Raw genomic sequence first — 26,520 nt, 5'->3', positions numbered from 1 at the left:
CTGCCACCCCACCCCCGGCCGCGCGCAAGACTCCGCGGAAGGCAGCCCTGGCATCGTTCCTGGGCAGCACCCTGGAGTACTACGACTTCTTCATCTACGGGACAGCCGCCGCCCTGGTTTTCCCGCACCTGTTCTTCCCCTCCGCCGACCCTGCCATCGGCCTGATCGGCGCCTTCGCCACCTTCGGCGTCGCCTACGTGGCGCGGCCGGTGGGCGGTCTGGTCATGGGCCACTTCGGCGACAAGCTGGGGCGCAAGAAGATCCTGCTGCTCACCCTGGGCATCATGGGTCTGGCCTCGCTCGGTATCGGTTTCCTGCCGACCTATGAACAGGTCGGCGTCTGGGCCCCGATCCTGCTCGTGGCCGGCCGGCTGGCCCAGGGCTTCTCCGCGGGGGCCGAGTCGGCGGGCGCATCCACGCTCACGCTTGAGCACTCCCCGGACGGCAAACGCGGCTTCTTCACCAGCTTCGTAATGACCGGCTACGCCTCCGGCATGGTCCTGGCCACGCTCGTCTTCATTCCCGTCACGTCCATGCCGCAGGACGCGATGATGAGCTGGGGCTGGCGGGTCCCGTTCTGGCTCTCGATCGTGGTCCTGGCCATCGCCTACTGGGTGCGGACCCACCTGGACGAAACTCCGGTCTTCGAGGAGGCCCAGGAGCACCGGCAGGTCGCCCCGATGCCGGTCAAGGACGTCCTCAAGTTCCAGGGCGCCGATGTCCTGCGTGTGATGGGAATGTCGATCATGTCCGTCATGCAGACCATCTTCACGGTCTTCGGACTGGCGTACGCCACCTCCACGGCCGGTTTTGACCGGGCCTCCATCCTGACCGTCAACGCCGTGGCCATCGGCTTGTCGATGTTCGCCATGCCGCTGGCCGCGAAGCTCTCGGACCGGATCGGCCGGCGCCCGGTGCTGCTGACCGCCGCGATCGGCTGCTCGCTCACGATCTTCCTGTACTTCCTGGCCCTGTCCTCGGGCAACATTGTGCTGGTCTTCCTGGCCGCACTCCTGAACATGACGGTGCTCTACTCCGGCTTCAACGGCATATGGCCGTCGTTCTTCGCCGAGCAGTTCGCCGCCCCGGTGCGCTACACGGGCATGGCGATGGGCAATCAGCTGGGCCTGGTCCTGGCCGGCTTCGCCCCGATGATCGCTGGCATGCTCCTGGCCCCGGGCATCGCCGGCTGGGTTCCCGTGGCCGTCTTCGGCACGGTCTGCATGCTGATCGCCGCCGTCTCGGTGTACTTCTCCCGCGAGACGTACAAGACCCCCATCCAGGATCTGGGCGGCCCCTACCTGGCCGGAACCGCGCGGCGCCGGGAACTGCTTGCCGAGGAAAATCTCGCCGGGCAGCAGGCTCTGCCGGCCATGCGGCTTCCCTGAACCGCCCCGAGCCCGAGGAGACCAACATGTCCAGAACCAGTCCCCACAGCGCATTCCCGCACCACTGGCCATTTCACTTGACCGGGCCCCGGACCCTGGGACTGCAGGGATCCAACACACAAAGGCCCATGCCATGGGTGGCCCCGACTGCACGCGGCGAGGTACCGCCGGCCGCACCTCGGCCCTCCAATGGTCAACTGACTGCCTCGCCGTGGCTCGGCCTGCACTACGAAACTGAAGACATGTAGAGCCCCCGTACTGCGCCTACTGCTCCTAGAGGCCCGACGGCGTCTGCGGCGCCCGATTCGCTCGGGTGCCGCAGACGCCGTTTCAGCAGCCGGTCAGGTGCCGCTTCGGCCGTTCCTGCCGGTAGAGGTACCGGCCGGCTTCGCGGAAGCCGGCGTGGGTGTACAGACTCCGGGCACCTGCGTTCGATGCCATCACCAAAAGCCAGTACCCGGCCACGCCGCGGGCCCCGCCCTCACGCAAAAGCGCCCGGACAATCCGGCCGCCATAGCCCAGCCGCCGCACATCCGGACGCGTAGCCATGCAGTACAGTCCACCCCACGCGGGCCCAGTGCGCCCTGTGCCAGGCAAAGCGAGCCGCGCGACGGCGGCGGGCGCGCCGGAGTCGTCCCGCACGAGGGCGTACAGGGCGGGGCACCCCGCCAGGATGCGGCGGGCCACGTCGAGCTCGGCCGCTCCCCCGCGGCCGTCAACGCTCCACCACAGGTCCAGCCAATCCGCCGACGGCTCCGCCGAGATTTCCACGGCGGGGTCGGGGTCGCCGGAACCCGTGCCGGGCTGCGGGCCGGGCTGCGGGCCGGGTCCGCGGACCAGGACCAGGGTTTCGGACTGCCGGGTGAATCCTTCGGCATCGAGCACCGACTGCAAAGCCGATTGGCGCGGGCCGTCAAAGATCTGGAAGATCAGCGGAAGCCGGCGGTTCCGGTACCAAAGCCGCGCCGCCCGGAGTGCGGCCAGTTGCCGGTGCGGGTCGTCATCGCCGGGGTCCCGCACCCAGACCGAGTTCGCCCGTTGCGTCACCCCGGAGGCCGCCCGCAGCACCCAGCCGCCGGACTCCTCCCGTTCGGCGGCCGGCCACGCCGCATCCATCAGCGCCTCCAGCCCCGGGATGGCTTCAGTGTTGGCTGCCGCGATGGCTTCGGAATTGGTTTCCGCGCCCGACTCGGGGCTCGCTTCACGGTGCGGACTCAGGTCCACCGGGGTCCTCTCCATCCGGTACAAACGCGGCCGATTATGACAACAGCAGGGGCTCTCCGGTTGCCCGGGGAGCCCCTGCTGATCATGTTGATGCTTCCGGCTTAGTTCTTGCCGTCCTCGGGCTTCTTCTTGGCCTCTGGTTTGAAGTCGACGCCGGCTTCCTTGCGCTGCTGCGCCGTGATGGGAGCGGGAGCCTGGGTCAGGGGGTCGAAGCCGCCGCCGGATTTCGGGAACGCGATGACGTCGCGGATGGACTCCACGCCGGCCAGCAGAGCAACCACCCGGTCCCAGCCGAACGCGATGCCGCCGTGCGGAGGGGCGCCGAACTTGAAGCCCTCCAGCAGGAAGCCGAACTTGGTCTGCGCGTCGGCCTTGTCCAGGCCCATGAGCTCGAAAACGCGTTCCTGGACGTCGCGCTCGTGGATACGGATCGAGCCGCCGCCGATTTCGTTGCCGTTGCAGACGATGTCGTAGGCGTAGGACAGCGCCGACTCGGGATCCGTGTCGAAGGAGCCCATGAACTCGGGCTTGGGCGAGGTGAACGCGTGGTGCACGGCCGTCCACTGGCCGGCGCCAACGGCGACGTCGCCGGAGGCGACCGCGGCGGCCGCCGGCTCGAACATCGGCGCGTCCACGACCCAGCAGAAGGCCCAGTCAGCGGGATTGATGAGGCCGGTACGGTGGCCGATCTCCACGCGGGCAGCGCCGAGGAGTGCCCGGGACGGGCTCTTCTCGCCGGCTGCGAAGAAGATGCAGTCACCGGGCTTGGCGCCGACGGCGTCGGCGAGGCCCGCACGCTCGGTGTCCGTGAGGTTCTTGGCGACGGGACCGGCGAGCTCGCCGTCTTCCTTGTACAGGACGTACGCCAGGCCCTTGGCGCCGCGCTGCTTGGCCCATTCCTGCCAGGCGTCGAGGGCCCGGCGGGCCTGGGAGGCGCCGCCGGGCATGACGACGGCACCGACATAGGGCGCCTTGAAGACACCGAAATTGGTGTCCTTGAAGAATTCGGTCAGCTCGGTGAGCTCCTGGCCGAAGCGCAGGTCCGGCTTGTCCGAGCCGTAGCGGGCCATGGCGTCGTGGTAGGTGATGCGCTGGATCGGCGTCGGGATCTCGACGTCGATCAGCTTCCACAGGGCTTTGACGATGTTCTCGCCCAGGCGGATGATGTCGTCCTGATCCACGAAGCTGGCCTCGATGTCCAGCTGCGTGAATTCCGGCTGGCGGTCCGCGCGGAAGTCTTCATCGCGGTAGCAGCGGGCGATCTGGTAGTACTTTTCGAAGCCGCCCACCTGCAGGAGCTGCTTGAACAGCTGCGGGGACTGCGGCAGCGCGTACCAGGAACCCGGCGCGAGGCGTGCGGGAACCACAAAGTCGCGGGCGCCTTCCGGCGTCGAACGGGTCAGCGTGGGGGTTTCGATCTCCACGTAGCCGTCCTGGTGGAGCAGCTCGCGGGCCACGCGGTTGGCTTCCGAGCGCAGGCGCAGGTTGCGGGCGGGGCCGGGGCGGCGCAGGTCCAGGTAGCGGTGCTTCAGGCGCGCTTCCTCGCCTACCTCAACGTGCTCATCGATCTGGAACGGCAGCGGATCGGAGGTGTTGAGGATGGTGACCTTCTCGGCCATGACCTCGATCTCACCGGTGGGAAGCGCCGGGTTCTCGTTGCCCTCAGGGCGCTGGGAAACCGTGCCGACAATCTGCAGCACGTACTCGTTGCGCAGGCCGTGGAAGACCTCTTCTTCGCGGACCACCACTTGGGCGACGCCGGACGCGTCGCGCAGGTCAACGAATGCGACACCACCGTGGTCACGACGCCGGCCGACCCAGCCGGCGAGGGTTACGGTTTGTCCAATGTGCTCGGAGCGAAGCGATCCGAGGTCATGTGTGCGCAGCACAGCATTCCTTTCAGCGGAAAATCAAAAGTGACGTTCAAGAAATCGATATTCAGTAAATGAAGTTCAATAGGATCGCTTCAGGAACGATCCCGTTCGAGTTTACCCGTTGGAAAGGTCCCTCCCGCCATGGCAACCCGGCACAACGGAACCCAGCCCGGTGATGTGCCCGGTGACCGCCCCGGCCCGCAGCGGCCCCACCGGCAGCTGCAGCGCCGGCTAGGCGTGTTTGATTCCACGGCAATCGGCCTGGGTTCCATGCTCGGCGCCGGCGTGTTCGTCGTGTTCTCCCCCGCCGCCGCCCTGGCCGGGCCGCTGCTGACTCTCGCCGTGGCCGTGGCCGGCGCCATCGCCTACTGCAACGCGGTCGCGTCGGCGCAGCTGGCGGCCAGATACCCCGCCAGCGGGGGCACGTATGTGTACGGACGCCGGCAGCTCGGCGAGTGGCCCGGCTTCATTGCGGGCTGGGGCTTCGTGACGGGCAAGACTGCGTCCTGCGCGGCGATGGCGCTGACGTTCGGGCACTACGTGGCGCCGGCCTACGCCACGCCGCTGGCTGTCGCCGGCGTCGTGGTCCTCACGGGCGTTAATTTGCTCGGCATCACGCGGACCGCAATGCTGACCCGGGTCCTGCTGGCCGTGGTGCTGGCCACGCTTGTCTTTGTCGCCGTGGCGTCGCTGCTGGGCCCGCACCCGGATGGCGCCCCCGCGGTGTCGGCGGCGCCGGCCTACCTTGCGGCGCCCTCCGGCGGCTGGGGCGTCCTTCCCGCGGCGGGCCTGATGTTCTTCGCCTTCGCGGGCTATGCGCGGATCGCCACCCTGGGCGAGGAGGTCAAAGACCCCGCCCGTACCATCCCGCGGGCCATCCTGGCCGCGCTGGCCGCGGCCTTCGTGATTTACCTTGGCCTGGCCGCGCTGCTGCAGTGGCACCTGCCGCCGCAGCAGCTGGCGGGTTCGACGGCGCCGCTGCTGGACGCGGTGGCGGCCTCCCGCTTCAGCGGCGGCGTCCCCTTCGTCCAGGCCGGAGCGGCGGCCGCTTGCCTTGGCGCGTTGCTGGCCCTGATCACCGGGGTTGGCCGGACCACGCTGGCGATGGCGCGGGAACGGGACCTGCCCGCCCCGCTGGCCAGGGTGGGCCGCGCCCACACCGTCCCGTTCGTTGCGGAACTGGCCGTCGCCGCCGCCGTCGTCATCCTGCTGCTGAGCACCAACGTCATGACCGTGGTCGGATTTTCCAGCTTCGGCGTACTGATCTATTACGCCGTGACCAACGCCGCCGCATTCACGCTGGCCGGCCGCCCCTGGCATGCGCCGCGCTGGCTCAATGTGTTGGGGTTCCTCGGCTGCGTGGTCCTGGCCGTCACCCTGCCGCCGGCCTCCATGCTGTTCATGGCCGCGGTGCTGGCCGCCGGGGTGGCCGGGCGGTTCCTCGTCGTGCGGGTGCGCCGGGCTCCCAGCAAAAAGTAGGCCCCGCCAGGACTGGCCCTTAGAACCAGGCCCGGAGGAACTAGCGCGCGGCGGTTACGCGCACGTGCAGGTCCTCCTCGGAGGGCGTCCACGCGTCCGGGTCGGCGTCGTACTGCTCGCCGGTGCGGATGTCCTTGACCTGGTGCTTGCCGTCGTCGTCGGTGAACCAGACAAACGGGATGCCGCGGCGGTCGGCGAACTTGATCTGCTTGCCGAACTTCTCGGCCTTCGCGGCGACCTCAGTGGCGATGCCCCGGCTGCGCAGCTTTGCCGCGACATCCTGCGCCGCGCCCCAGCTCTCGTCGTTGTTGAGCGTCACCAGCACGGCGGTCGGCACGGAGCGCGAGGCCTTGGCGAGGTCCTGGCTCAGGATCCGTGACACCAGGCGGGTCACGCCGATCGAGAGGCCGACGCCGGGGAATTTGCGGTTGCCCTTGCTGGCCAGTGCGTCGTAGCGGCCGCCGGAGCAGATCGAGCCCAGCTGCTCGTGTCCCACTAGGACGGTTTCCACCACGGTGCCCGTGTAGTAGTCCAGGCCGCGGGCGATGCTGAGATCGGCAACGACTCGTCCCGGGGCGTGCAGGACGGCGGCCGCGATGACCTGCTCGAGCTCGTTCAGGCCTTCTTCCAGCAGCTCATTGGTGACACCCAGCGCCCGGACTTGCGCCACGAAGGACGTGTCCTGGGTACGGATACCGGCGAGTTTCAGGGCGGCCTGCGCCTGATCGTCAGTGGCGCCGAGTTCCTCCTTGAGCAGCTCGGCCACCTTCGCGGGCCCGACCTTTTCGAGTTTGTCGATGCTGCGCAGAACGCCCGCGGTGTCCGTGAGCCCGATCCCGGTGTAGAAGCCTTCGGCCAGTTTGCGGTTGTTGATCCGCAGCAGGAAATCGGGGATGGGCAGCGCGTTGAGCGCCTCGGCGATCACGAGCGCGATTTCAACGTCGTAGCGGAACGGCAGTTCGCCGTCGCCGACAACATCGATGTCCGCCTGGGTGAACTCGCGGGCCCGTCCCTCTTGGGGACGTTCCCCGCGCCAGACTTTCTGGATCTGGTAGCGGCGGAACGGGAAGGCCAGGTAGCCGGCGTTTTCCACGACGTACCGGGCGAAAGGCACGGTGAGGTCGAAGTGCAGGGCAAGGGCATGCGGGTCGAACTTGGCCGCGGAGTCCTCATCGTCCTGGAGCCGGCTGAGGCCGTAGACCTCTTTGTCGATTTCGCCCTTGCGCAGCAACTGGCCCACCGTTTCCACGGCGCGGGTCTCGATCGAGGAGAAACCATGGAGCTCGAACGTCCGGCGCAGCGTGTCCAGCACATGGAGTTCCACCAGCCGCTCCTCGGGAAGCCACTCGGGGAATCCTGACAGGGAGGCTGTGCGTGCCATGGTGAAATTTTCTCCTCTGGTTACCACTGCGGTATCTCGTTGCTACTGCAGCATCTTCGGGCGCGGGTCCCACGCGGCATTCATCTGTCGAAACGTAACGAAGATAAGCGGCAGACCGGCCAGTCGTGCATAAACTGTGTGCGGCAGTCAGTTTATGCGTTCGGCGCCCGCTTCTTCCAACGGAGCCGGCCCCGGCGGGACTGCCGGCAGCTTGCTGCCGCTGCCGCGACGGCGCCTACGGCCCGTAACGGAAGCGGCCATACAACCAGGAGGACCATTGGCGGCCAGTTCACGCAGCGCACGCGAGGCGAAGCGGCGCGTTCAGCAGATGGAGGCCAGGCGAGGCCTGCGCAAGGACCAGGACAAGCGCCGCAAGCGCGACAACGTCCTGGCCATCAGCGTCGGCACAGCGGCGATCGGCCTGGCCCTGGTCCTGCAGCTCACAGTCTTCGCGTCCAACCCGACCGAGGAGGAGTTCGCGGCCGTGCAGGAGGGGCTCCAGAGCCCGTCAGCGTCCGCCACGCCGACAGCTGCCCCCACGAATGCCGAGAACATCCCCAAGCCGGAAACGGCCGCGGGCAAGACCTTCACGGGCGAGCTCAAGCTGAACCGTGGCGGGCTCGGCGTCGAGCTCGACGGAACGAAGGCCCCGCAGGCGGCGGCGGTGTTCAAATCCCTCGCCGACCAAAACTTCTACAACGGCCTCAGCTGCCACCGGCTGACCACGGCCGAGAACTTTGGCGTACTGCAGTGCGGTTCCAAGGCCGGAGACGGCAGCAGCGACCCGAGCTACATGTGGGGCCCGCTGGAAAACACCCCGCAGGACAACAAGTACCCTGCCGGGACGATCGCCGTGGCCCGGACCGGCGGGAACGCCAACAGCAACGGCACCCAGTTCTTCATTGTGTACAAGGACACCGTTATCCCGGCGGATGCCGCCGGTGGCTATACGGTGGTGGGCAAGGTGACCTCGGGTCTCGACGTGGTGAGCGGGATTGCCGCCGCCGGACTGAAGCCAGGCGACAACGCCACCGACGGCGCACCTGCGGAACCAGTCACGATAGACTCGTTCTCACTGAAGTGACCAGCCACGGCCCTGAAGGCCGTGGTCCCGGTATTTCCCTCCAAGCGAAAGACTTCTAGCGGTGACAGACAGTCAGAAATCCGACGAAACATTGGCAACAGCAGCTGCCAACGAAACCGAAGCCGAGGCAACCCCAGCCGAGAGTGCAGGCGCTGCCGTAGACGCCGCCGGCGAGGCTGCGGCAACCGCAGCCCCAGCCGCGGGCGAGGACGCCGAGGCCGGCGAGGACGCAGCGGCCACCGAGTCCGCGGTGCCAGCAGCGCCCACCGAGTCCGCACAGCCCGCCGAGGCACCGTCGGCGGAGACGGCAGCCGAGCCTGCTACTGAGCCGGCAGCCGAGACTGTTGCCGAAACCGGGGCCACTGCTGCTCCGTCGTCGGCCGCGCGTCCCGCGCCGAGCCCGGCAGCGTTTGCTGCCCGGCCGAAGGCCAAGCCGTCCCCGGCCGCACCGGCCCCCGCGCCGGTGGCCGTGTCCTCCGCAGCCTCACTGGCCGAAGCAGCCCGCTGGGGCCGTGTTGAAGGCGACGGCCATGTCTTCCTGACCGTTGACGGCACGGAATATCCCGTCGGCCAGTACCCGGGAGTCAGCGCCGACGAGGCCCTGGGCTACTTTGCCCGGAAGTTCGACGACGTCGTGGCCCAGATCGTCCTGCTGGAACAGCGTGTGAGCTCCAAGGCGCCCACCGCGGACATGCAGAAGACCGTCACGCACCTGCGCGAGCAGCTTGCCGAGCGGAACATGGTGGGCGACTTCCGCTCGGCCGAGGCACGGCTGGACGCACTGGTGACGCAGATCGGCGAGCTCGAAAAGGCCGAGAAAGCCGAGCACGACGCCGTCCGCGCCGCTGAGCTTGCCGCCCGCGAGGCCATCGTGGCCGAGGCCGAGGAAATCGCCGGCCACGATCCCGCGCAGATCCAGTGGAAGACCTCCAGTGCGCGGATGAACGAACTGTTCGAGAGCTGGAAGACCGCCCAGAAGAGCGGGGTCCGGCTCGGCCGCAGCAACGAGGACGCGCTGTGGAAGCGGTTCCGTGCCGCCCGCACTGTGTTTGACCGGCACCGCCGCGCGTACTTCTCCCAGCTGGACAGCACCAACTCGGCAGCCAAGGCAGCCAAAGAGAAGCTGATCGCCGAGGCTGAGGCCCTTTCCTCCTCGACCGACTGGGGCTTCGCCGCCGGCGAATACCGCCGCCTCATGGATGAGTGGAAAGCCTCCCCGCGCGCCAGCCGCAAGGACGACGACGCTCTGTGGGCCCGCTTCCGCGCCGCCCAGGACGTCTTCTTCACGAACAGGCAGGCAGCCAACGACGAGATCGACCAGGAATACGGTGCGAACCTGGTGGTGAAGGAAGCGCTCCTGGTGGAGGCCAACGAGCTCCTGCCGATCAAGGACCTACCGGCGGCCAAGAAGGCGCTGCAGTCCATCCGTGACCGCTGGGAAGAAGCCGGCAAGGTTCCGCGCGCCGACATGGGCCGTATCGAAGCCGGCCTGCGGAAGGTGGAGGACGCCGTCCGCCACGCCGAGGACGAAAACTGGAAGCGCTCCAACCCGGAGACGAAGGCGCGCACCAACAGTGCCCTGACCCAGCTCGAAGCCGCCATTGCCGGTCTCAAGGAAGACCTGGCCAAGGCGGAGAAGGCGGGCGACGAGCGCAAGATCACGGCAGCCCGGGAAGCCCTCGAGGCGCGCCAGGCCTGGCTGGAGCAGCTCGAGCGCTCGGCGAGCGAGCTCTCCTAGGCACACGGCACACCAGCAAGCCAGTCGAGGCCCCGTTTCGGTTATCCACATGACCGGAACGGGGCCTGTTCCATGTCCAGGGAACCGGGAACGATGGCGGAATGGTACTCATGCCCCGCGCTCCCGCCGCACGTTCCGGGCAGCCTGCTCCGGACCGGTGCGCCCCCGGAATGCCTGTTCCGGGCCGGCGCGCTCCCGGGCCGGGGCCGGAGCACTGCGAGCTCTACTCCCCCGGCGCACTGTTCTCCTGGCCGGAGCTGCAGGCCATGGCCGCCGACGGCGTGCTGACGCAGCTGTACCAGCGCGGCTATCTGCCCCCGGGCGCCCCTGCCAGTCCGCAGCTGCGCGCCCGTGCCGCGTCACTGGCTGTGGCGCCGGCGATCCGGCAGCGGGTCGTGGCGGGGCGGATGACCGCGGCCTGGATCTATGGTTGCGCCGCGGAGCCGGACCGCCTGGCGCTGCTGGTTGACGCCAACCGACGGATTTCCAGCCTGAGGTCCGTGCGCGGCTGCACCTTCCACGAAGTTCGGCTGGGGCCGTTCGACGTCGTCAGCATGGGAGGTCTGATGGTGTCCAGCCCGCTGCGCACGGCCGTGGACGTGGCGTTGCACGTGGAGGCGGAACGGGCCGTGCCGGCCCTGAGGGCGCTACTGGCCCGTCCCGAGCTGGGCGTGCGTCTCCGGCTGCTCAGGCTTGCCGTCGAGGCCAGCCCGCGCGTCCCGCACAAACGGGCGGCGCTGGCGAAGCTCGCCGCCCTCGGGGCACAGCCGGAGGCGCCCGATGCAGCGGGCTAGCGTTGCTGGGTGCCGGACAGGTATCCTGGCCCGGCTTCCCGGGTCCGACCGCCGGGGGCGGATCAGCTGCGGCGGCGGTTTCCGGTGGTGCGGTACACGTCGAAGACGCCGTCGATCCGGCGGACTGCGCTAAGCACATGGCTGAGGTACTTGGGATCGCCCATTTCGAACGCAAACTTCGAGATTGCCACGCGATCCGTGGACGTGTGGACGCTCGCCGCCAGGATGTTGACGTGGTTTTCCGAGAGCACGCGGGTGACGTCGGAGAGCAGCGATTTGCGGTCCAGTGCTTCGACCTGGATCTCCACGAGGAACACGCTGGCCTGCGTGGGCGCCCAGTCCACTTCCACGATCCTGTCCGGCTGACCCATCAGACCGCTCACGTTCGTGCAGTCGGTCCGGTGCACAGAGACGCCGGAGCCGCGCGTGACGAAGCCAAGGATCGGGTCCGGCGGGACCGGCGTACAGCACCGGGCCAGCTTCACCCAGACGTCGTCCACGCCGCGGACAACAACACCGGAATCGGAGAACCGGGTCTTGCTGACCTGGGTGGGGATGGAGACTTCGGTGAGGGCGTCGTCCGGGTGCTCGTTTCCACCGAGGCTCTCCACCAGGCGTTCCATGACGGACTGTGCGGAGGTGTGGCCGTCGCCCACGCCGGCGTAGAGCCCGGAGATGTCGACATACTTGAAGTCCTCCGCGATCGCGGCGAGGGCGTCGTGGGTCATGAGCCGCTGCAGCGGGAGGTTTTGCTTCCGCATCGCCTTGGTCAGCAGGTCCTTGCCGCGGTCAATCGCTTCCTCGCGGCGTTCCTTGCTGAACCATTGCCTGATCTTGTTACGGGCCCGGGCGCTCTTGACGAAGTGCTGCCAGTCCTGGCTGGGGCCGGCGCCTTCAGCCTTGGAGGTGAAGATTTCCACCCAGTCGCCGTGGTTCAGTTCGCTGTTGAGTGGAACGAGCTTGCCGTTGACGCGCGCGCCTATGGTCCGGTGGCCCACCTCGGTGTGCACGGCATAGGCGAAGTCCACGGGCGTGGATCCGGCAGGCAGGGCCATGACCTCGCCCTTGGGGGTGAACACGAACACTTCGCGGGCGTTGATTTCAAAGCGCAGGGAGTCGAGGAACTCGCCGGGGTCCGACGTTTCCTGCTGCCAGTCCACGAGAGAGCGCAGCCAGCCCATGTCGCCGTCGCGCGGGCTGCCTGGCCCGGCGGCCGTCCTGTTCGGCTGGTCCTTGTACTTCCAGTGCGCGGCGACGCCGTACTCGGCCCGCCGGTGCATTTCATGGGTGCGGATCTGGATTTCCACCGGCTTGCCGCCGGGACCGATCACCGTGGTGTGCAACGACTGGTACATGTTGAACTTGGGCATCGCGATATAGTCCTTGAACCGCCCGGGCAGGGGGTTCCAGCGCGAGTGCATCGCGCCCAGGGCCGCATAACAGTCGCGGACTGAATCGACCAGGACACGGACGCCCATGAGGTCGTTGATGTCGTCAAAGTCTTTATCGCGGACGATCATCTTCTGGTAGATCGAGTAGTAGTGCTTTGGCCGTCCGGTGATCGTGGCCTTGATCTTCGCTGCCCGGAGGTCTTCGGTGATCTGGTTACGGATGACCGAAAGGTTCTTTTCGCGCTCCGGCGTCCGGTCCCCCACCATGCGCACGATTTCCTCGTACACCTTGGGATACAGGGCAGCGAAGGACAGATCCTCCAGCTCCCACTTGATGGTGTTCATGCCCAGCCGGTGGGCCAGCGGCGCGAAGATTTCCAGGGTTTCGCGCGCCTTGCGGGCCGAGGACTCAGCAGAGACAAAGCGCCACGTGCGGGCATTGTGGAGCCGGTCGGCGAGTTTGATCATCAGGACACGGATGTCCTTGGCCATGGCGACGACCATCTTGCGCACGGTCTCGGACTGGGCCGCCTCACCAAAGCTGACCTTGTCCAGCTTGGTGACGCCGTCCACGAGCATGGCCACTTCCGGGCCGAACTCGGCCTTCAGGTCTGCCAGCGTGTAGGAGGTGTCTTCGACAGTGTCGTGCAGCAAGGCCGCGGCCAGCGTGGTGCCGCTGAGGCCAAGTTCGGCGAGGATGGTGGCCACCGCGACCGGGTGCGTGATGTACGGGTCCCCGCTCTTGCGCTTTTGGCCCCGGTGGCAGCGCTCGGCAACCACAAAGGCGCGCTGGATGAGGTCGAAATCCTCTTTGGGGTTGTTGGCACGGACCGTGCGCAGCAACGGCTCCAGGATCGGCGAGTACGCGGGAGCAGCGCGGCCAGTCAGCCGGGCAAGGCGTGATCTCGTGCGCTCGCGCCGGCCAGGAAACGTCGGCCGGGCACCTGAATTGTGAACCGGCACGGAAACATCGGGACGTCCGGGACCCACTAGGTCAGTCTGAGAACCCTGACCCAGGCCCTCGTCCGCAGGTGCCTTCGGCACCGGCGTCGAACGTTCTTCCAATGGAGCACCTCTCGCGACCGGTTAATTATTCAAGTGTATTCCCGCGGCAGGATACTTCGATAACCGGCCGGGATACGGCGACGGGCCGGGGCCGTCGAAATTGACGCCTCCGGCCCGTCTGCTGGGCTTGTGCTTAGGGTCTGGCGGGAGGCTCAGGCCGTAGCTGGCGACGCCGAAGACGTGGTCTTGGCGGCCGCTTCGGCGCGCCGCTGTTCCACCCGCTTGGCCTGCTTGACGAGCTCAGGTTCGCCCTGCCGCAGCGCGGCGTACAGCGGAGCCGCGATGAAAATCGTCGCGGCGGTGCCCACCAGGATGCCCACGAACAGTGCCAGGGACAGGTCCCGCAGCGTTCCGGCACCGAGCAGCCCGGCACCGATGAAGAGGATCGCGCCGACCGGCAGGATGGCCACCACCATGGTGTTGATGGACCGGACCAGGGTCTGGTTGATGGCGAGGTTGACCTCTTCGGCGAAGGTCCGCCGGGTGGACGCCTGCATGTCCGAGGTGTTTTCGCGGATCTTGTCGAACACCACCACGGTGTCGTACAGCGAATAGCTGAGGACTGTGAGGAAGCCGATGATGGCCGACGGCGTCACTTCGAAGTCACTGAGGCCGTATACACCGGCGGTCATGAACATCGTGACGGCCATGCCGACAAGTGCCGAGAGCGACATCTTCCAGGTCCGGAAGTAGAGCGCCATCAGGACGGCGGCCAGACCCACAAAGATTGCCAGGCCCATCAGCGCCTGCTTCGTGACGTCCGCACCCCAGGTGGGGCCGACGAAGGTTGACGTGACCTCGTTATCCGTCACGCCATAGGCCTTGGTGAGGCCTTCCTTGATCTGCAGCGTCTCGTCGTCGGTGAGCTTGTCCGTCTGGATGCGCATAGTGGTGCCGGCGACGTTAGCCACGCGAGGCACGGATCCCGTCACGACTCCCTGGACGGCTTTCTCGCCGAGGGAGGCATCGGTGGTCTTGACGTTGGAGACCGTGAATTCAGAGCCGCCGCGGAACTCGATGCCGAGGTTGAAACCACCCTTGGCGATCGGGATCAGGATCGAGAGGGCGACGGCGATCCCGGCGATCAGGAACCAGATCTTCCTGTAACCGACGAAGTCGTACGAGCGCTTGCCCGTGTACAGCTCATTGCCGAATGTTGAGAAGTTGACCATTTACTTGCCCTCCTTGGACGCGCTCTTGGAGGTACCGGCGAGCTGTGCCTGTTGTGCCTGATCCTGCTTTTCGGCGAGACGGCGTTCTGCAATGGTCATCCGGCGTTCTGCCTCGGCGGCGGCGCCGGTGTTCTTCGCGCGCACCACTGCCACGGGCTTGTCCTCCGGGGTACGCATCCTGCCGGCACCGCGGTACAGCGGGACGGCTCCCAGGCGCTTCGGGTCCAGACCCGAGAACCTGTGGCCTTCGCCGAAGAACTTGGTCCGGGCCAGCAACTGCAGGGTCGGGTGGGTGAACATGAACACGACGATGAGGTCGGCGATCGCGGTGAGGCCGAGGGTGAACGCGAAGCCGCGGACGTTGCCCACCGCCACGAAGAACAGCACCACGGCCGCGAGGAGGTTCACGGCCTTGGAGGCGAGGATGGTGCGCTTGGCCCGCTTCCAGCCGTTTTCCACGGCCGAGACGAGGCCGCGGCCTTCGCGGAGCTCATCGCGGATGCGTTCGAAGTAGACGATGAACGAGTCGGCCGTCTGGCCGATCGCCACGATCAGGCCGGCGACGCCGGCGAGCGAAAGCCGGTAGTTTTCGGTCCAGCCGAGGATGGCGATGGCCAGGAACGTCAGCACCCCGGCGATCACGAGGGAAGCCACGGTCACGAGGCCAAGGGCCCGGTACTGGAACAGCGAGTAGACAAACACCAGCAGGAGGCCGATCACGCCGGCGAGCATACCCATGCGGAGCTGCTCCCCGCCGAGGGTTGCCGAGATCTGCTGTTCGCTCTGGATTTCGAAGCTGATCGGCAGGGCACCGAAACGAAGCTGGTCCGAGAGGGCCTTGGCCGACTCCTCGGTAAACCCGCCGGTGATCTGCGGCCGGCCGTCGGTGATGACGGCGAGAGAGCGCGGGGCGGAGATGACCTGGTCGTCCAGGACGATTGCGAACTGGGACTTCGGATCCGAGCCGGTCTGGCCGCCGCCGGCGGCATAGAACTTGTACAGACGCTCTGTGATTTCCTTGAACTTGGTGGTGCCCGCGTCATCGAACTGGATGTTGACGGCCCATTCATTGGTCACGGCACCCTGGGCGCCGCGCTGCAGCTGGAACGAGGACGACTTGATGTTCGAGCCCTTCACCTCAACCGGACCGAGGATGTACTTGATCGCCGGCGAATTGGCCGACGCCGGCTCACAGGTCACCAGCGGCTTGGTCGGGTCGGAGCGCTGCTGCTTGTCCTGGGACGGGTTGTCGCAGTCGAGTGCCTCAAACTGCTTGTAGACCTCGGGGGTAATCCAGTTCTCGTCGCTGCTGTTGGCGGGTTCCGCCGTCGGCTTCGGCAGCTGGTCGGCCGGGGTCCGGGACGCCTCTGGGACCGCAGCGCCGGGGCCAGTCTGGATAACCGGGCGGAAGTTCATGTCGGCGGAGGCCTGGATCAGCGCACGGGTCTCCTTGGCAGGCGTTCCCGGGAGGCTGACGACCACGTTGCGGCCGGACTGCGTGCTGATTTCCGCTTCCGCTACGCCCGAGCCGTCCACGCGCTGACGAATGATCGCCACGGCCTGGTTGAGCTGGTCTTCGGTAATACCCGAACCACCCTCAACCTTGGGCGCCAGGATCATCTGGGTGCCGCCTTCAAGGTCCAGGGCGAGCTTTGGAGCCCAGCCCGCCTGGCCGGCAATCGTGCCGCCCGCCAGGACAGCCGTCATGGCGGCGATGAGTACGCCAAGCCAGACCAGCATCCTGATGGCTGAGTTTTTGGGGCCAGTTCGTGCCATTGTCGATCTTTCTATTATTTGCGGCGGATCCGCCGGCGCGGGCTCTGGGCCCCCGCCGACGGATGCCCGCAACCGTTGCTTCGCGGGACAGCTCAGGTAGGCAGACTAGCTGTCTTTTTTACCTTCGTCATTGAGGCGGCGCAGGGTTTCCTCGGGAGTTTCATTGATGGGCGCTTCGTTGACAGCGGCGGCGCTGTCCGTGTTCTCAGCGTTCACCTTCTCAGTGGTCAGCGAGGACGCGTCGTCGGGAACAACCGTCGGCTCCTCGGCCGCAACAACCGGCTCCACAATTTTGGTGACGGCCTGCCGGTGCACGGTGGCGGTGTTGCCCGGGGAGAGCTCGAGCGTGACCTTGTTCTCGGCCTCATCGATGTTGATGATCCGCCCGAACAGTCCGAAGCTCGTCATGACCTCCACACCGGGCTCGAACTTGGACTGAAGCTTGGCCTGCTGCTGCTGGGTCTTCTTGTTGCGGCGGAACATCATGAAGACGAAAAGTCCGAGCATGACGAACAGGAGAACCGTCATGATGTCGATGCCGCCGCCGGCCTGCGGCTGGGTCTGGGCAGAAATAAGTCCGAACACAGGGATTGTTCCGTTCTCTACTTGCATAGCTGTTTTTCAGCAACGTCCGTTTGCTCCGGGCGGCGCGGGCAGGGGTCTGCACAGCAAGCTGGCAAAGAGACCATCCCCAAACCGCCGGCGGCTACCTGCTCTCCGCCCACGGAAACAAAACCCGAACGTGCCGAGCGTCATACCAGTCTAAAGGGAAAAGCTGAAAGTACGGTGCTAGCGGCTGTTTCTGATTCGCTGCGGACCTGTTTCGTCACCGAGAACCCCGCCGGACTCGCCCTGCGGGCCCCCGCCCAGCTCATCGGCCCGCTCATCGGACAGCTCATCGGCCCGGAACAGCTCCAGCGGGTCCTGGCCGAAGACGCCGGCAGGAACGGCGAAGCCCAAGTGCGTCCACGCCGGCGCCAGGGCTATGCGGCCGCGTGGCGTCCGGCCCAGCAGCCCCTCCCGCACCAGGTAGGGCTCGGCGACCGTTTCCACGGTCTCCGTTTCCTCGCCGACGGCGATCGCGAGGGTGGACAGGCCCACCGGCCCGCCGCCGAACTTGGTAATGAGGGCTTCGAGAACGGCGCGGTCCAGCCGGTCCAGGCCGCGTTTGTCTACCTCGTACATATCCAGGGCGGCGGACGCCGCCCTGGCATCAATTTGCTCGATGCCGTGCACGAGTGCCCAGTCCCGGACCCGGCGCAGGAGCCGGTTGGCGATGCGCGGCGTGCCCCGGGACCGGCCGGCGATCTCGCTGAATCCGGCCGAGTTGACCTTGAGGTCCAGCAAGCCGGCGGAACGGCGCAGAACCAGTTCCAACTCTTCCACTGAGTAAAACTCAAGGTGGCCGGTGAAACCGAACCGGTCCCGCAACGGCCCTGGAAGCAGGCCAGCCCGCGTGGTGGCGCCGACCAGCGTAAAGGGCGGCAGTTCCAGCGGGATGGCCGTGGCGCCGGCGCCTTTGCCGACGACGATGTCGACGCGGAAATCCTCCATCGCCATGTACAGCATTTCCTCGGCCGGGCGGGACATGCGGTGGATTTCGTCCAGGAACAGGACCTCGCCTTCAGAGAGCGAGGACAGGATGGCTGCGAGATCGCCCGCGTGCTGGATGGCCGGGCCGCTGCTGATCCGCAGCGGGACGTTCATTTCGGCGGCGATGATCATGGACAGCGTGGTCTTGCCCAGCCCTGGAGGGCCGGAGAGCAGCACGTGGTCCGCGCTGCGGCCACGCATGCGCGAGGCTTCCAGGACGAGGGACAGTTGCTTGCGGACCCGGTGCTGGCCCACGAAGTCGTGCAGATTCTTGGGCCGGAGGGCGGCTTCGATGACGCGCTCCTCCGGCTCTTCTCCCCCGGCGACAATCGATGGCTCAGCCACGCGCGCCTACCCGGTTTCCGGCGCGGGCGCCGTCCTGCCCCAGCCAGCGCAGCGTCGCGCGGAGGATTTCCGCCACATTGCCGTTCGCGGCCAGGTCCGGGGAATCGGCCAGGGATTTGTCGATGCTGGCGGTGGCGTCCTTTTCGGACCAGCCAAGGCTGGTCATCGCGGCGACGACCTGCGGCTTCCAGACGGATTCCGCGGAAACCGCCGCGACGGGCGCACCAGCGGTGCCGTGCGGCACGAGCTTGCCGGCGAGTTCCAGCACGATCCGGCCGGCCACCTTCGGTCCAATTCCGGGGACCTTCGTGAAGGCCTTGCCGTCGCCGGAGTGGGCGGCCACGCGGATGGCTTCCGGCTCGTGGACTGCCAGCACGGCCAGGGCCAGGCGGGGTCCGACGCCGCTGACGCTGAGCAGGATATCGAACACTTCCCGCTCGTCATCGCTGGCGAAGCCGAACAGGGTCAGCGAGTCCTCCCGCACGATCAGGGACGTGAACAGCTTCCCCTCCTCCCCCACCCGGAGGCCGCTGAGGGTCTGGGGCGTGGCGCTGACGCTCATGCCGGCGCCGTTGAGGTCGATCACGGCGGAGGACAGGCCAACGTGCGCAACGGTTCCGCGAAGAAAACTGATCAAGGCCGGGCTCCTGGGTCTGCAGCCGGGTAACCCGACTATCCGAACATATCTACGAATACCCTACCAAGTTCCAAGGGGGGACAGCCGGACATTCAGCGCGCACGGCGCGCTTTTGCCTCCGCGTCCGCCCACGCCCGCTGGGCCGGAGTGAGGGACTGGCTGCCCGGGCCCGTCGTCGCCACGGCGGCGCCGCTGCCGGCCCGCCAGGCGTGGGTAATGGCCAGCGCGAGGGCGTCGGCGGCGTCGGCGGGGCGCGGGGGCGCGTCCAGCCGGAGGATCTTGGTCACCAGCTTCGTGACTGCGTCCTTGTTCGAGGTCCCGCTTCCCGTCACGGCGGCCTTGACCTCGGACGGAGTGTGAAGCGCCACCGAGATGCCGCGGCGCGCGGCGGCGGCAATGACCACGCCGGAGGCCTGCGCCACGCCCATGACCGTGCTGACGTTGAGCTGGGAAAAGACCCGCTCCACGGCGAGGACGTGCGGTTCGTACTGGTCCAGCCACTCGTCGATGGACGTGGCGATGACAAGCAGCCGCTGGTCCAGGCTCTCCTCGGGGGACGTGCCCACTACGCCGAAGGCCACCATGGTGGCCCGCCGGTTTCTTTCGACGTCGACGACGCCGAGCCCGCAACGGGTGAGGCCCGGGTCAACCCCCAGGACGCGCAGGGTCAAGACCGGGCCTCAAAATCACGGCTGGGTGAGGGTGTCACTCGGCTTCCAGTGCGGCCTGCACTTCGTCGCTGAGGTCGGCGTTGCTGTAGACGTTCTGGACGTCGTCGAGTTCTTCCAGGGCGTCCACGAGCTTCATGAACTTCTTGGCGGCGTCGAGGTCCAGCGGCACCTGCATCGACGGCACAAACTCGGCCTCATCGGTGTCGTACTCGATTCCGGCTTCCTTGAGGGCATCGCGGATGGCCTGGAGGTCGGTCGGCTCTGAGTGGATCTCGAAGCCGTCGCCGTTGTCCTTGACTTCCTCGGCTCCGGCGTCGAGGACTGCCATCAGGACGTCGTCTTCGCTGAGGCCGTTCTTCGGCAGCGAGACGACGCCCTTGCGGCTGAAGAGGTAGCTGACCGAACCGGGATCGGCGATCGTGCCGCCGTTGCGGGAGATGGCGAGCCGGACCTCGGAGGCGGCGCGGTTCTTGTTGTCCGTGAGGCACTCGATCAGCAGCGCGGAGCCCTGCGGGCCGCGGCACTCGTACATGATTTCGGTGTAGTCCACGACTTCGCCGGTGAGCCCGGCGCCGCGCTTGATGGCGCGGTCGATATTGTCGGCGGGCACCGAGGTCTTCTTCGCCTTGGTGACGGCGAGTTCCAGGCTCGGGTTGCCGGACAGGTCAGGGCCGCCCATGCGCGCGGCGACTTCGATGTTCTTGATCAGCTTGGCGAACGACTTGGCCCGGCGGCTATCAAGGATGGCCTTCTTATGCTTGGTCGTCGCCCATTTGGAGTGGCCTGACATGCTTTACGCTTCTCCTCTGATCATTCGAATAAACAGTTCATGCACGCGCTTCTCCCCCGTCACTTCCGGGTGGAAGGAGGTGGCCAGCAGCTTGCCGGAACGCACTGCAACAATTCTAGCCGTCCCGTCCAGGACAGCGGCATGCGAGGCATGCTCCGGGTCCGCGGGTTCCACCTGCGCCAGGACCTCGACGCCCGGACCCATACGCTCCACCCATGGGCCGCGGATGAATACCGCATGGACGGGAGCCACACCGGAGCCGGTGTCGCTGAAGCCCAGTCCCTTGAATTCGAGATCGGTCTCGAAGGACTCGCGCTGCCGGCCGAAAGCATTGCGGCGCACCGTAATATCCAGGCCGCCGAAGGTCTGCTGCGGGTTCCCGGCAAGGTCCGTCGCCGGATCTGCGATCTCGTCCGCGAGCAGGATCATGCCCGCGCAGGAGCCATAAACTGGCAGGCCGTCGGCGATGAGTTTGCGCAACGGATCCGCGAGATCGAAGGCGCGTGCGAGCTTGTCGATGGTGGTGGATTCACCGCCGGGAATGATCAGGCCGTCGAGGCCGTCGAGCTCGGCCGGGCGGCGGACTCCGATGCCGGTGGCGCCCATATCTTCCGCTGCACGCAAGTGCTCCCGGAAGTCGCCTTGAAGGGCGAGGACACCGATCCGTAGGCCTGTACCCGCGCGGGAAAGGTCCGAAGAAGGGGGGTTGGTCATCCATTCAGCATAGTGCTACTGCCTCCGTCCGGGCGCCGCCCGGCAGGGTTCCATGCCGCTGCTGGGATATATTACAGAGCATGCTTTACTTCAGCGTTCCGCTCGGCAAGCTCGTCCGCCGGGTCTCCCGGCTCAGGGGCGGAGGCTCGGCCCTTCCCGGGCTTGTGGTCGAAAAAATCGACCCCGGTTTCATGCGGCGGACACTGTCCACGCTGCCACTGGGGGTCGCCGTCGTCAGTGGCACGAACGGGAAGACCACCACCACCAAGATGGTGGTGGAACTTCTGGAGAGCCAGGGGCTGAAGGTCTTCACCAACCGCACCGGCAGCAACTTCACCCGCGGCGTGGCCGCGGCGCTCCTGGGCGAGGTGGACTGGCGGGGCCGGCTCGATGCCGACGTCGCGGTCCTGGAACTGGACGAGGCGCACGCCGTGCACTTCGTCAACAAGGTCCCGCCGCGGTACAGCCTCCTGCTCAATGTCCTCCGCGACCAGCTGGACCGTTTCGGCGAGATCGATAAGACCGCTGAACTGCTCCAGCACATCGCGTCCAAGACCACCGGGACCGTTGTCCTGAACCGGGAAGACCCCCGCGTGGCCCGGATCGCCCAGACCCTGGACGGGCCGGAGGTGCTCTACTTCGGGCTGGACGATTCCCTGCTGAGCACCTTCCCCAACGACGACGACATGCGCGCCGCCCCGGGGAGCCCGGTGCCTCCCGCACCGGCCCGGCCGGCCGCCGACGTCGTGCTGCGCCGCGTGGGCGCCGACGACGCCGATTTCGAGTACGACGGCGCGACGGTCACCACGGCGATGAAGCTGCGCGGCGTCTACAACATCTTCAATGCCGCCGCCGCACTGACCCTGGCCCGCGGTGTCTCGGGCGCCCGCGGCACCGGTACCGACCAGGCCGGCCTGCTCACGGCGCTGTCCAAGGTGGCGCCGGCGTTCGGCCGCGGCGAGAGCCTTGTGGTCGATGGCCTGCCGCTGGAACTGGTCCTGGTCAAGAACCCCAGCGGTTTCCGGCTCGGCCTGAAATCGTTCCCGGCCGCCGGGTACGCCACGATGATCGCGATCAATGACAATTACGCTGACGGACGGGACATGTCCTGGCTGTGGGACGTCGAATTCGACACCCTCCGCGACGGCGGCGTGGACCAGCTCACGGGCTCCCGCGCGTACGACATGGCGCTGCGGCTGCAGTACGACGACGTCGCCATCGGCGCCGTCGACACGGAAATCGCGCCGGCACTGGCAGCGTTCATCCGCGGCGGCCAGGGCAAGCCGAAGAGGATCTTCTGCACCTACACGGCCATGCTGGCCATCCGCCGCGAGCTGTCCAAAATCACCACAGTGGAGGTGGTCTCATGACCCCCCGGTCCCCCGAAACCCCGCACGAGCTCTCCTTTGGGCACGAACTTCCGCCCGAAGATTCCGCGGCCCCCAGCAAGGGAACCATCCGGGTCCTGCAGCTCTACCCGCGGGACATGAACATCTACGGCGACTGGGGCAACGCCCTGGTCCTCGCGCAGCGCCTGCGCTGGCACGGCTACACGCCGGAACTGCTCGAATACAACGTCGGTGACCCGTTCCCGGCAGACGTGGACCTGATTGTCGGTGGCGGCGGACAGGACAGCGGACAGCTCGTCATCCAGGACGACCTCCTCTCCCGGGAGTCCATCCTGAAGCAACTGGCCGACGCCGGCACCCCGATGCTCGTGATCTGCGGGCTGTACCAGCTCTTCGGGAAGTTCTTCAAGACCCGGCTCGGCTCGGTCCTTCCGGGCATCGGCATCCTGGACGTGGAGACCCACGGCACCGACGAACGCCTGATCGGCAACGTCACCGTCTCCTCCCCCGAGTTCGGCAGCATCCTTGGCTATGAGAACCACAGCGGCCAGACCACGCTGGGACCCGGCGTCGAACCGCTCGGAACCACCGCCAAGGGCACGGGCAACAACAGCACTGACGGCCAGGAAGGCGCCCGCTACCGCAACATCGTGGCGAGCTACCTGCACGGCTCACTGCTGCCCAAGAACCCGGCCCTCGCGGACTTCCTGATCCGGACCGCCGTCGAACGCAAATACGGGAGCTTCACGCCGGGCACCCCGGACGACTCCTACGCGGTGCTGGCGCGCGAACACGCCGCCCGCCGTCCCCGCTAACCCAGATGGCCGGCACCCAGGGCAGCGGGATCCTGATTGGGCGCGACACGCCGGGGCGTACGGATGTCCAGGAATTCTTGAGCGGGCACCTCGCGGACATGTATGCCACCTCTCCCGCGGACAGCGTGCACGCGCTGGATCACGGGGCTCTTTCCGATCCGGCGATCACGTTCTGGACCGCTCGGCAGGGCTCCGAGTTGGTCGGCTGCTGCGCTCTCAAGCAGCTGCAACCCGGTCAGGGCGAGATCAAGTCAATGCGCACCGCAGCCCACGCCCGCGGCCGGGGCATTGCGACGCTTCTGCTCGCCCACCTCCTTGAGCAGGCCCGGCAAAGCGGCTACGAACGGTTGTTCCTTGAGACCGGCAGCCAGGATTTCTTCGCCCCCGCCCGCCGGCTGTACCACCGGCACGGGTTCGTCGACTGTCCGCCGTTTGCCGACTACGCACTCGACCCGAACAGTGTCTTCATGACCCGTGACCTGCGCTAACTGCCGTTGACGAACGCCAACACGTCCCGGGCGACCCGGCTGCTGGCGGCCACCCGAAGATGACCTTGGCCTTCATACCAAATCAGTGTGCAGTCCGGGATCAGTCCGGCGGTCTCGGCTGCAACATCCTTCGGGAAGAACTTGTCGTGGTCCCCGCAGATGAGCAGTACCGGCGGCCGGATCCTTGGCAGAACGTCCCGTGAATTGAAGCTCAGCTCCGCCCGGACTTCAGTCTGTACGTCATCCGGCGGGTAGTCTGAGCCGGCGAGCAGGCGGCCACCGATGAGGGGCCCCAGTAGCCGGCGGAGCCACCTCAGCCGCGTCCCTGGAAACAGGTACTCGGCGAACACTGTCCCGGCCCGCCCGGCGTCGCCGCTAACCAGGGCGCCGGCCATCCGCGCGTCGACGTCCTTGCCCCAGTCGCTGAGCTCGGCCGCCGCGATGACCACAACGATCCGGCCGAAAGCGTCGGGGTACAGGGCCGCGAGGTACTGGGCAATCATTCCGCCGAAGGATTCGGCCACGACGACGTCAACGTGTCCGCCGAACTCCTCCGAGATCACGTGGGCGTAGTCGCCGGCCATGTCGGTAATTGTGTGCCCGGGCGGCATGTTCCTGCGGCGCGTCACGATCCAAACGGAATATCCCGCGTTCAGATACGGCTGGAACTGCCGGCGGAACATCCGGCGCATCATCCCCTGAGGCACCGCACTGCCTGGGCCGCCCTGGATAAACAAGAGCGTCTTCGGGCCGCTTCCCCAGCACAGGTAATCCATTCCGTTCCGGAACGTCCCGCGCCTGGCACTTTGCTGAGCCGCCAGTGCTCTCGCCATCATCGGCTGACGTAGCTTCCCCGCAGCAGTTCGGCAAACTCCGCCGGCCGGGATGCCGGCCACCAGTGGCCGCTGTCCACCCGGATGACCGTGAGGTTGTCCACCCACGAATCCAGTCCGTCCACGAGGTCCGGCGACAGGAAGGAATCCTTCCGCGGCGTCACCACCAGGACGGGCATCGTCACGCGGCCGCCTGCGGGCCAGGTCCGTGCCCGGAAAAAGTTGGCGCGGTAGAGCGCCAGCCCCCGGATGGGATCATCGCCGACGTCGCGCTTCGCCGTCCGCTCGTAGCGTTTGGTGAGGAACAGGCGCCAGGCGGCCTCTGGCAGCTGCGGGACGAGGAACGCGGCAATGTACCAACTGCGGGCCAGTTGGCCGGCCAGCTGCGGCCACGCCCGGGGACGCGAATACCGGCTTCGCACCCAGCGGGCAAAGTGCCGCAGGTCCGGGCCCGAAATGGACGTGTACCGGCCGATCAGGTCCGCGGCCCTGCGGTCCTGGACGGCCGCCCAGCCCTGGATGGATCCCCAGTCATGGCCCACGAGATGGACGTCCGTGGCCCCGATAGCTGTCAGCACGGCGAACATGTCATCCACGAGGGTCTTCAGGGTGAAGTCTCCGGGGAGTCCGACGACGGCGGACGCGCCCGCGTTCCGGGTGTCGTAGGCGACCACGTGGTGGCTTCTGGCCAGGTCCCGGATGGCCGGCAGGTAGACCTGATGGTCGTCGGGATAGCCGTGCACCAGCAGCAGCGTCGGCACATCCGGTCCGGGCTCCGGGCCGTACTCAAATACGGCCAGCTCGGCGCCGTGCGACGCGACCGTGCGGCGTCGTTCAGTGAACATCTCCATGCTGCCCAAGCTTAGGGCTCCTTGGCGAGAATCAGCTCGTGGGCGCCCGCCGCCGCGGCGCCCATCGACTCCAGCACAGCAGTGGTGCGCCGGCGCGTGGCGGCGTCCGCCGCCGTGCCGGCACACCGGCCCTGCGGGGCGTCGGCCGCCACCGAACACCAGCGGTAGGGTCCGCGGACCATCACCGACGGCGCCCAGGCGAGGTCCGAGGCAGCCCAGGCCCCTGTGGCGTCCTGGCTGAACTGCACCCGGACCAACAGGCCCTCGTTGTTGACCACGAACGACGGCGAGAGCTCGGTAATGCCGTTGCCGAGCCCGTACACAATCCAGGTTCCCTTGTACTTCTCGATCGGCAGCACCGAATGGCTGTGGTGCCCGTAGATCATGCTGAACAGCCCGCTGTCCACGAGCGCATGGGCGACGTCGCGCTGCTGAGTGTTCGGCACGCTGGAATACTCAGCGCCGGCGTGCATGACCCCCAGCACGATGTCGGCTCCCAAAGCCCTGGCCTTGCGCGCCCTGGAAATCATTGCGGCCGGATCGAGCAGGTCGACCTGCCAGGCCTGCTCGGCACGCAGCCCATTGAGGCCGTACGCGGCATCGACGACCGCGATCTTTGCCGCTGGGGTCTGCAGGATCAGCACTTCCTGCGACTCCGCCTCGGTCCGGTATGAGCCCGTGTGCCTGAGCCCGGCGGCGTCGAGGGCGTCCAAGGTGCGGACGAGGCCAGCGGTGCCGCGGTCAACCGTGTGGTTGCTGGCCGTCGTGCAGGCCTGATACCCCACACCCCGGACGGCGGTTAGGATCTGCGGCGGGACGTTGAAGGACGGATACCCGGAGAACGGTCCGTCCGGGCCCGCCACCGGGGTTTCCAGATGGCAGATCGCCACATCGCTCGTCTCGATGTAACGCCGCTGGCCCTCCAGCAACGGCCCGAAGTCCAGCCCCGCCGCGCCGGCAGCACGGGCATCCTCGCGGGCCTGCTGCCAGAGCTGGGGGTGGACCAGCATGTCCCCGGTGACCAGGACGGAGGTGCATCGGAGGGCCGCACAGCCGGGACCCGTACCC

The 26,520-nt window shown here is 67.2% G+C and carries 23 protein-coding genes; 8 read left to right on the top strand and 15 right to left on the bottom strand.

Annotated features, from left to right (window positions below; genetic code table 11):
- Positions 1–1,388 (top strand): MFS transporter (locus LQV16_RS17005; protein ID WP_229995073.1); only part of this gene is annotated, 1,388 nt, incomplete at its 5' end.
- A gap of 330 nt (positions 1,389–1,718) precedes the next feature.
- Here the strand turns inward: LQV16_RS17005 and LQV16_RS17000 are convergent.
- Both LQV16_RS17000 and aspS read right to left on the bottom strand, forming a co-directional pair.
- The gene (locus LQV16_RS17000; RefSeq protein WP_229995078.1) at positions 1,719–2,504 is read right to left on the bottom strand and encodes a GNAT family N-acetyltransferase; all 786 of its coding nucleotides are present in this window, start codon (positions 2,502–2,504) and stop codon (positions 1,719–1,721) included.
- A 209-nt stretch (positions 2,505–2,713) separates the two neighbouring features.
- Entirely contained in the window at positions 2,714–4,501 is a 1,788-nt protein-coding gene (gene aspS, locus LQV16_RS16995; RefSeq protein WP_229995072.1) for an aspartate--tRNA ligase, read from the bottom strand.
- A gap of 126 nt (positions 4,502–4,627) precedes the next feature.
- Here aspS and LQV16_RS16990 point away from each other — a divergent pair, with 126 nt between their 5' ends.
- Positions 4,628–5,965, top strand: a complete 1,338-nt coding sequence (locus LQV16_RS16990; RefSeq protein WP_229995071.1) for an APC family permease — start codon at positions 4,628–4,630, stop codon at positions 5,963–5,965.
- A gap of 40 nt (positions 5,966–6,005) precedes the next feature.
- Here the strand turns inward: LQV16_RS16990 and hisS are convergent, their stop codons facing one another.
- The gene (gene hisS / locus LQV16_RS16985) at positions 6,006–7,346 is read right to left on the bottom strand and encodes a histidine--tRNA ligase (RefSeq protein WP_229995070.1); all 1,341 of its coding nucleotides are present in this window, start codon (positions 7,344–7,346) and stop codon (positions 6,006–6,008) included.
- A 277-nt stretch (positions 7,347–7,623) separates the two neighbouring features.
- On the opposite strand from hisS, the gene LQV16_RS16980 reads away from it, so the two are divergent.
- From LQV16_RS16980 to LQV16_RS16970, 3 genes are all read left to right on the top strand, one after another.
- The gene (locus tag LQV16_RS16980; RefSeq protein WP_229995069.1) at positions 7,624–8,430 is read left to right on the top strand and encodes a peptidylprolyl isomerase; all 807 of its coding nucleotides are present in this window, start codon (positions 7,624–7,626) and stop codon (positions 8,428–8,430) included.
- 61 nt (positions 8,431–8,491) lie between these two features.
- Positions 8,492–10,168, top strand: coding sequence for a DUF349 domain-containing protein (locus LQV16_RS16975; RefSeq protein ID WP_229995068.1), 1,677 nt, complete (start codon positions 8,492–8,494; stop codon positions 10,166–10,168).
- A gap of 170 nt (positions 10,169–10,338) precedes the next feature.
- A complete protein-coding gene (locus LQV16_RS16970; protein ID WP_229995077.1) occupies positions 10,339–10,962 on the top strand; it encodes a type IV toxin-antitoxin system AbiEi family antitoxin in 624 nt (207 codons plus the stop codon).
- Between the two features lie 62 nt (positions 10,963–11,024).
- On the opposite strand, the gene LQV16_RS16965 is transcribed toward LQV16_RS16970, so the two are convergent.
- The 9 genes from LQV16_RS16965 to pdxT all read right to left on the bottom strand — a co-directional run bounded on the left by LQV16_RS16965 (position 11,025) and on the right by pdxT (position 21,116).
- Positions 11,025–13,316 (bottom strand): bifunctional (p)ppGpp synthetase/guanosine-3',5'-bis(diphosphate) 3'-pyrophosphohydrolase, encoded by a 2,292-nt coding sequence (locus LQV16_RS16965; RefSeq protein WP_229995076.1) that lies wholly within the window; start codon positions 13,314–13,316, stop codon positions 11,025–11,027.
- A 254-nt stretch (positions 13,317–13,570) separates the two neighbouring features.
- Entirely contained in the window at positions 13,571–14,590 is a 1,020-nt protein-coding gene (secF, locus tag LQV16_RS16960) for a protein translocase subunit SecF (RefSeq protein WP_229995067.1), read from the bottom strand.
- Positions 14,591–16,366, bottom strand: coding sequence for a protein translocase subunit SecD (gene secD, locus LQV16_RS16955; RefSeq protein WP_229995066.1), 1,776 nt, complete (start codon positions 16,364–16,366; stop codon positions 14,591–14,593). It lies immediately after the preceding gene.
- 105 nt (positions 16,367–16,471) lie between these two features.
- The gene (gene yajC / locus LQV16_RS16950) at positions 16,472–16,894 is read right to left on the bottom strand and encodes a preprotein translocase subunit YajC (protein ID WP_229995075.1); all 423 of its coding nucleotides are present in this window, start codon (positions 16,892–16,894) and stop codon (positions 16,472–16,474) included.
- Positions 16,895–17,155: 261 nt separating this feature from the next.
- A complete protein-coding gene (gene ruvB / locus LQV16_RS16945; RefSeq protein ID WP_229995065.1) occupies positions 17,156–18,304 on the bottom strand; it encodes a Holliday junction branch migration DNA helicase RuvB in 1,149 nt (382 codons plus the stop codon).
- Complete coding sequence (gene ruvA, locus LQV16_RS16940) at positions 18,297–18,941, bottom strand: Holliday junction branch migration protein RuvA (RefSeq protein ID WP_229995064.1); 645 nt, start codon at positions 18,939–18,941, stop codon at positions 18,297–18,299. Before ruvA ends, ruvB begins: the two co-directional genes overlap by 8 nt.
- Positions 18,942–19,033: 92 nt before the next feature.
- Positions 19,034–19,612 carry a crossover junction endodeoxyribonuclease RuvC gene (ruvC, locus tag LQV16_RS16935; protein WP_229995063.1) on the bottom strand — a complete coding sequence of 193 codons (579 nt, stop codon included), beginning with the start codon at positions 19,610–19,612 and terminating at the stop codon, positions 19,034–19,036.
- Between the two features lie 34 nt (positions 19,613–19,646).
- Positions 19,647–20,402: a YebC/PmpR family DNA-binding transcriptional regulator gene (locus LQV16_RS16930; RefSeq protein ID WP_229995062.1), complete on the bottom strand. Its 756-nt coding sequence runs from the start codon at positions 20,400–20,402 to the stop codon at positions 19,647–19,649.
- Positions 20,403–20,405: 3 nt separating this feature from the next.
- A complete protein-coding gene (pdxT, locus tag LQV16_RS16925) occupies positions 20,406–21,116 on the bottom strand; it encodes a pyridoxal 5'-phosphate synthase glutaminase subunit PdxT (RefSeq protein ID WP_229995061.1) in 711 nt (236 codons plus the stop codon).
- Positions 21,117–21,196: 80 nt separating this feature from the next.
- Between pdxT and LQV16_RS16920 the strand changes: the two genes are divergently transcribed.
- From LQV16_RS16920 to LQV16_RS16910, 3 genes are read left to right on the top strand one after another with little or no spacing between them, the layout of a single operon-like run.
- Positions 21,197–22,486: a Mur ligase family protein gene (locus LQV16_RS16920; RefSeq protein ID WP_229995060.1), complete on the top strand. Its 1,290-nt coding sequence runs from the start codon at positions 21,197–21,199 to the stop codon at positions 22,484–22,486.
- Positions 22,483–23,280 carry a glutamine amidotransferase gene (locus tag LQV16_RS16915; protein WP_290369388.1) on the top strand — a complete coding sequence of 266 codons (798 nt, stop codon included), beginning with the start codon at positions 22,483–22,485 and terminating at the stop codon, positions 23,278–23,280. Before LQV16_RS16920 ends, LQV16_RS16915 begins: the two co-directional genes overlap by 4 nt.
- 5 nt (positions 23,281–23,285) lie before the next feature.
- Positions 23,286–23,768 carry a GNAT family N-acetyltransferase gene (locus tag LQV16_RS16910; RefSeq protein WP_229995059.1) on the top strand — a complete coding sequence of 161 codons (483 nt, stop codon included), beginning with the start codon at positions 23,286–23,288 and terminating at the stop codon, positions 23,766–23,768.
- Here the strand turns inward: LQV16_RS16910 and LQV16_RS16905 are convergent.
- From LQV16_RS16905 to LQV16_RS16895, 3 genes are all read right to left on the bottom strand, one after another.
- Positions 23,765–24,544, bottom strand: a complete 780-nt coding sequence (locus LQV16_RS16905) for an alpha/beta hydrolase (protein WP_290369387.1) — start codon at positions 24,542–24,544, stop codon at positions 23,765–23,767. The genes LQV16_RS16910 and LQV16_RS16905 overlap by 4 nt on opposite strands.
- 56 nt (positions 24,545–24,600) lie before the next feature.
- The gene (locus LQV16_RS16900) at positions 24,601–25,452 is read right to left on the bottom strand and encodes an alpha/beta fold hydrolase (RefSeq protein WP_229995057.1); all 852 of its coding nucleotides are present in this window, start codon (positions 25,450–25,452) and stop codon (positions 24,601–24,603) included.
- Positions 25,453–25,463: 11 nt separating this feature from the next.
- Positions 25,464–26,520, bottom strand: a 1,057-nt coding sequence (locus tag LQV16_RS16895) for a CapA family protein (RefSeq protein ID WP_229995056.1), incomplete at its 5' end; no start/stop codon positions are given.

The sequence above is a fragment of the Arthrobacter sp. Bi26 genome (assembly GCF_918697925.1).
GTDB lineage: Bacteria > Actinomycetota > Actinomycetes > Actinomycetales > Micrococcaceae > Arthrobacter.
The sequence above is the reverse complement of the archived record's forward strand: the minus strand, read 5'-3'. Positions and strand labels throughout refer to the sequence as shown.

What these genes read in the sequence shown, in the direction of transcription:
- LQV16_RS17000 (WP_229995078.1), bottom strand. Translation starts at nt 2,504, where the DNA reads ATGGATGCGGCGTGGCCGGCCGCCGAACGGGAGGAGTCCGGCGGCTGG.
- LQV16_RS16990 (WP_229995071.1), top strand. Translation starts at nt 4,628, where the DNA reads ATGGCAACCCGGCACAACGGAACCCAGCCCGGTGATGTGCCCGGTGAC.
- hisS (WP_229995070.1), bottom strand. Translation starts at nt 7,346, where the DNA reads ATGGCACGCACAGCCTCCCTGTCAGGATTCCCCGAGTGGCTTCCCGAG.
- LQV16_RS16970 (WP_229995077.1), top strand. Translation starts at nt 10,339, where the DNA reads ATGCCTGTTCCGGGCCGGCGCGCTCCCGGGCCGGGGCCGGAGCACTGC.
- secF (WP_229995067.1), bottom strand. Translation starts at nt 14,590, where the DNA reads ATGGTCAACTTCTCAACATTCGGCAATGAGCTGTACACGGGCAAGCGC.
- secD (WP_229995066.1), bottom strand. Translation starts at nt 16,366, where the DNA reads ATGGCACGAACTGGCCCCAAAAACTCAGCCATCAGGATGCTGGTCTGG.
- yajC (WP_229995075.1), bottom strand. Translation starts at nt 16,894, where the DNA reads ATGACGGTTCTCCTGTTCGTCATGCTCGGACTTTTCGTCTTCATGATG.
- LQV16_RS16930 (WP_229995062.1), bottom strand. Translation starts at nt 20,402, where the DNA reads ATGTCAGGCCACTCCAAATGGGCGACGACCAAGCATAAGAAGGCCATC.
- pdxT (WP_229995061.1), bottom strand. Translation starts at nt 21,116, where the DNA reads ATGACCAACCCCCCTTCTTCGGACCTTTCCCGCGCGGGTACAGGCCTA.
- LQV16_RS16920 (WP_229995060.1), top strand. Translation starts at nt 21,197, where the DNA reads ATGCTTTACTTCAGCGTTCCGCTCGGCAAGCTCGTCCGCCGGGTCTCC.
- LQV16_RS16915 (WP_290369388.1), top strand. Translation starts at nt 22,483, where the DNA reads ATGACCCCCCGGTCCCCCGAAACCCCGCACGAGCTCTCCTTTGGGCAC.
- LQV16_RS16910 (WP_229995059.1), top strand. Translation starts at nt 23,286, where the DNA reads ATGGCCGGCACCCAGGGCAGCGGGATCCTGATTGGGCGCGACACGCCG.
- LQV16_RS16905 (WP_290369387.1), bottom strand. Translation starts at nt 24,544, where the DNA reads ATGGATTACCTGTGCTGGGGAAGCGGCCCGAAGACGCTCTTGTTTATC.
- LQV16_RS16900 (WP_229995057.1), bottom strand. Translation starts at nt 25,452, where the DNA reads ATGGAGATGTTCACTGAACGACGCCGCACGGTCGCGTCGCACGGCGCC.